Below are 4,344 nucleotides of genomic sequence, written 5' to 3' on the forward strand. Positions count from 1 at the left end.
TTCTGCTTACTCAGAGTGTTGTTCTGGCGTCCATCCCCGGGGGGGGGGCCCCCCCCGCCGGGCCGCACCCCGCCCCCCCGGCCCCCCCCCCCCGGCCCGTCCGGGACCGGCCACGCGGCCGGTCCCGAAGGTCACACGCACACCATTGTCACCCGAAAGTGGATCAGCCCTGACCCGCATCGAGGATGTCGACGACGAAGACCAGCGTCGAGTTGGGCGGGATCTCGCCCTGGGCCTGGTCCTTGTAGCCGAGCGAGGCCGGGATGACCAGCTCGACCCGGCTGCCGATGGTCTGGCCCTCCAGGCCCTGGTCCCAGCCGGCGATGACCTGGCCGCCGCCGAGCGGGAAGGAGAACGCCTGACCCTTGCTGAGCGAGGAGTCGAAGACCTTGCCGTCCTTGTACAGCGCGCCGGTGTACTGGACGAGGATCTTCTCGCCCTTCTCGACCTTGCGGCCCTCGCCCTTGATGAGGACGTGGCTCTTCAGCTCGGTCGGGTCGGCCGCACCGGGCACCGGGGTGATGTCGGCGGGCTTCTTGCCGTTGTCCTTGACCTGCGGGAAGTCCGCGGGCGGCGGGGTCACGGTGCCGCTGACGACGGCGTCGGGGGCGTTGCTGTTGCGGATGTCGATGACGAAGATCAGGTTGTCCTCGGCCCCGATCGACATGCTCGGGTTGCCCTGGGCGCCGAAGGCGGCGGCCGGCGGGGCGACGACGAGCAGCCGGGAACCGGCCTTCTTGCCGATGACCGCCTGGTCGAGCGCCGGGATCAGCGCGTCGGTGCCGGCCTGGAAGATCTGCGGCTTGCCCTTGTCGTCGTACGACGACGGGATGTCCTTGCCGGTGTTCCAGTCCTTGCCGGTGTAGTCGACGGAGGTCCAGGAGTTCTTCTCGACCTTGGGGCCGCTGCCCTCGGAGAGGACCTTGACGACGAAGCTGCCGTCGGCCTGCTCGGCGGGCACCTCGATGGTGGCCTTGGTGCCGTAGTCGCCGGTGACGTTGGGCAGCACCTTGGCGCTGTCCTTGATCGGCGGGACCGGCGGGGTGGTCGGCGTGGCCGGGGCGGACTTGGCGGTGTCCGGCTTGGCGGCGGCGTCGTCCGACGAACCGTCCTTGTTCACCAGGTACAGGGTGACGGCGCTGCCGATGAGCAGCACGCCGAGAACGGTGCCGAGGATCACGCCGAGCTTGCCGACGTTGCCCGGGTTCTCGTCGTACCCGGCCTCGGAGGTGTCCTGGCGGCGGACGGTGGAGGCGAAGATCTGCGGGACCTCGTCGGTCTTCGTCCCCGCGGCCCGGGGCGCCTCCCCGGACCCGCCCCACCCGGCCTGCTGCTTCAGGATCGCCGGAGGAACGACGATCGACTCGCCGTCGCCCGGGAGCGGGCCGCCGGGCCTCGAATCGGCCGGGTCTCCGGCGGAGTTACCGTGCGCGGTGCCGGACCCGCCCGGGCTCGACGCTTTCTCAGACATGACTCCCCATCCATCTCGCCACGAGGTCTTCGAGGTCTACGGCCGGCGTGGTGGCGCCGGGGTGCTGTCGCACTGCCCGCCCGGACCCCGGACGCCGGCGGCGCCTACCACAGTGCGAGGGCAGTATGACAGGTCAGGATGAGGGCGGGCGCTTGCCCGTGCGAGCGCCCGCCCAAGCGTACGGAATCCCCCCGGGCTCGAACCAGCCCGTGCCGGGGATCCCCCGGGATCACCGGGGCGTCACACGGCCTCCAGGATGTCCACCACGAACACCAGGGTCGAGTTCGGCGGCACCGAGCCCTGCGCCTGGTCCTTGTAGCCGAGCGACGGCGGCACCACCAGCAGCACCCGGCTGCCGACGTTCTGGCCGACCAGGCCCTTGTCCCAGCCCTCGATGACGCTGCCGGTGCCGATCTGCAGCGCCTGGGCGCCGCCGTGGCTCCAGGAGGAGTCGAACTGCTGGCCGTTGGCCCACAGCACGCCGGTGTACTGCACGACCAGGGTCTGCCCGGACTTGACCTGCTTGCCCTCGCCCTTGATCAGCACGGCCTGCTGGAGGTCGGTCGGCGGGGCCTGCCCGGCCGGCACGGTGATGGTGACGGCGGCCTTGCCGTTGTCCTTGACCTGCGGCAGGTTCGCCGGCGGCGGCGTCATGGCGCCGGACAGCGTGGAGTCCGGCGGTAGGCTCTCCACGATGTCGAGCACGAAGACCACGGTGTCGCCGGGGCCGACGCCGAGCTGGGTGGAGCCCTGGGTGCCGAACGCGGCGGCCGGCGGGGCGACGACCAGCAGCCGGCTGCCGACCTTCTTGCCGATCACGCTCTGGTCGAAGGCCGGCACCAGCTGCCCGCTGCCCGCCTGGTAGAGCTGCGGCTTGCCGCCGGAGTCGTAGGAACTGGGCAGGTCCTTGCCGGTCGTCCAGTCCTTGGCGGTGTAGTTGACCGTCACCCAGTCGCCCTTGTTGACCGCCGAGCGGTCCCCCTCGCTGACGGTGTTCACCACGAACTGTCCGCTGGGCTGCTGGCCCTCGGGGATGGTGATGGTGGCCTTGCTCCCGAAGCCCCCGCCGGACAGCACCGGCATCGGGGAGGCCTCGTTCACCGGGGCGGGCACGGTGGGCGCGGCGGTCGGCGACGCGGTGGGCGTGGCCTGGCCGGCCGGCTTGGTGGAGCTGCTGCAGGCCACCGCCAGCAGCAGGGGCAGGGTGAGAAGCAACCCGGCGGTGCGGCGCACGGCGTTCCTAACTGTCGGTCAAAGTCGGCTCTCCGGACTCCGGCTCCGGACTCGACGGACAGCGTATGCGCAGACGGCGCCCGGTCCCGGTAGACACCACCGGGACCGGACACCGCGAAGATCACACCGACGGGGGACGCCGTGCGCGCGCCGCTCCCCCGCCCGCGCGCCGGTCACATGCCCGCGATGAGCTTCTCCACCCGCTCGTCGACCGACCGGAACGGGTCCTTGCAGAGCACGGTGCGCTGCGCCTGGTCGTTCAGCTTCAGGTGCACCCAGTCGACGGTGAAGTCGCGGCGCTGCTCCTGCGCCCGGCGGATGAAGTCGCCGCGCAGCCGGGCCCGGGTGGTCTGCGGCGGGATCGACTTCGCCTCGAAGGTCTTGAGGTCGGTGGTCACCCGCTGGGCCTGGTTCTTGCCCTGGAGCAGGTAGAACAGGCCGCGGCGGCGGTGGATGTCGTGGTAGGCGAGGTCGATCTGGGCGACCCGGGGGTTGCTCATGCTCATCTGGTGCTTCTCGCGGTAGCGCTCGATGAGCTTGTACTTCATGATCCAGTCGATCTCGGTGGCGACCCCGTCGAGGCGCTCGGTCCGGACCGCCTCCAGGGTGCGGCCCCACAGGTCGAGGACCCGGGCGACGGTGCCGGTGTTGATGCCCTTGCGGTCGGCGAACTCCAGGGCCTTGGTGTAGTACTCCTCCTGGATGTCGAGCGCGCTGGCCTCGCGGCCGTTGGCGAGCCGGACCTGGTGGGTGCCGGTGAGGTCGTGGCTGACCTCGCGGATGGCCCGGATCGGGTTCTCCAGGGTGAGGTCGCGCATCACCACGCCGGCCTCGATGAGCCGCAGCACCAGGTCGGTGGAGCCCACCTTGAGCAGGGTGGTGGTCTCCGACATGTTGGAGTCCCCGACGATGACGTGCAGCCGACGGTAGCGCTCGGCGTCGGCGTGCGGCTCGTCGCGGGTGTTGATGATCGGGCGGGAGCGGGTGGTCGCCGAGCTGACGCCCTCCCAGATGTGCTCGGCGCGCTGGCTGACGCAGTAGACCGCGCCGCGCGGGGTCTGCAGCACCTTGCCGGCGCCGCAGATCAGCTGCCGGGTCACCAGGAACGGGATGAGCACGTCGGCCAGCCGGGAGAACTCGCCGTGCCGGGCCACCAGGTAGTTCTCGTGGCAGCCGTAGGAGTTGCCGGCGGAGTCGGTGTTGTTCTTGAAGAGGTAGACGTCCCCGGCGATGCCCTCCTCGTGCAGCCTGCGCTCGGCGTCGACCAGCAGGCCTTCGAGGATGCGTTCGCCCGCCTTGTCGTGCGTCACCAGCTCGACGACGTCGTCGCACTCGGGGGTGGCGTACTCGGGGTGGGAGCCCACGTCGAGGTAGAGGCGGGCACCGTTGCGCAGGAACACGTTGCTGCTGCGGCCCCAGGAGACTACGCGGCGGAAGAGGTAGCGGGCGACCTCGTCCGGGGACAGCCTGCGCTGCCCGCGGAACGTGCAGGTGACGCCGTACTCGTTCTCCAGCCCGAAAATTCGGCGGTCCATGGGCCATCCATTCTCTGATGGGAGCTGTCCGAAACCGCCTCCGCGAAAGCCCGTCCGGGCCGCCGCAGGGGCACCGGGGTCCCGTGCGGCCGCCGTCGCCGGCCG

3 protein-coding genes are annotated in these 4,344 nt (G+C 70.9%); all 3 read right to left on the reverse strand.

Going from position 1 to position 4,344, the window contains the following annotated elements:
- Positions 1-163: 163 nt before the first annotated feature.
- The 3 genes from ACFXAM_RS37970 to pafA all read right to left on the reverse strand — a co-directional run bounded on the left by ACFXAM_RS37970 (position 164) and on the right by pafA (position 4,239).
- Positions 164-1,471, reverse strand: a complete 1,308-nt coding sequence (locus tag ACFXAM_RS37970) for an FKBP-type peptidyl-prolyl cis-trans isomerase (RefSeq protein WP_380298418.1) — start codon at positions 1,469-1,471, stop codon at positions 164-166.
- Between the two features lie 240 nt (positions 1,472-1,711).
- Complete coding sequence (locus ACFXAM_RS37975) at positions 1,712-2,704, reverse strand: FKBP-type peptidyl-prolyl cis-trans isomerase (protein WP_380298420.1); 993 nt, start codon at positions 2,702-2,704, stop codon at positions 1,712-1,714.
- Positions 2,705-2,877: 173 nt separating this feature from the next.
- Positions 2,878-4,239: a Pup--protein ligase gene (pafA, locus tag ACFXAM_RS37980; RefSeq protein WP_380298422.1), complete on the reverse strand. Its 1,362-nt coding sequence runs from the start codon at positions 4,237-4,239 to the stop codon at positions 2,878-2,880.
- Positions 4,240-4,344: the final 105 nt, after the last annotated feature.

It is taken from the genome of Kitasatospora sp. NPDC059462, from assembly GCF_042749955.1.
In the GTDB taxonomy this organism is placed as follows: domain Bacteria; phylum Actinomycetota; class Actinomycetes; order Streptomycetales; family Streptomycetaceae; genus Kitasatospora.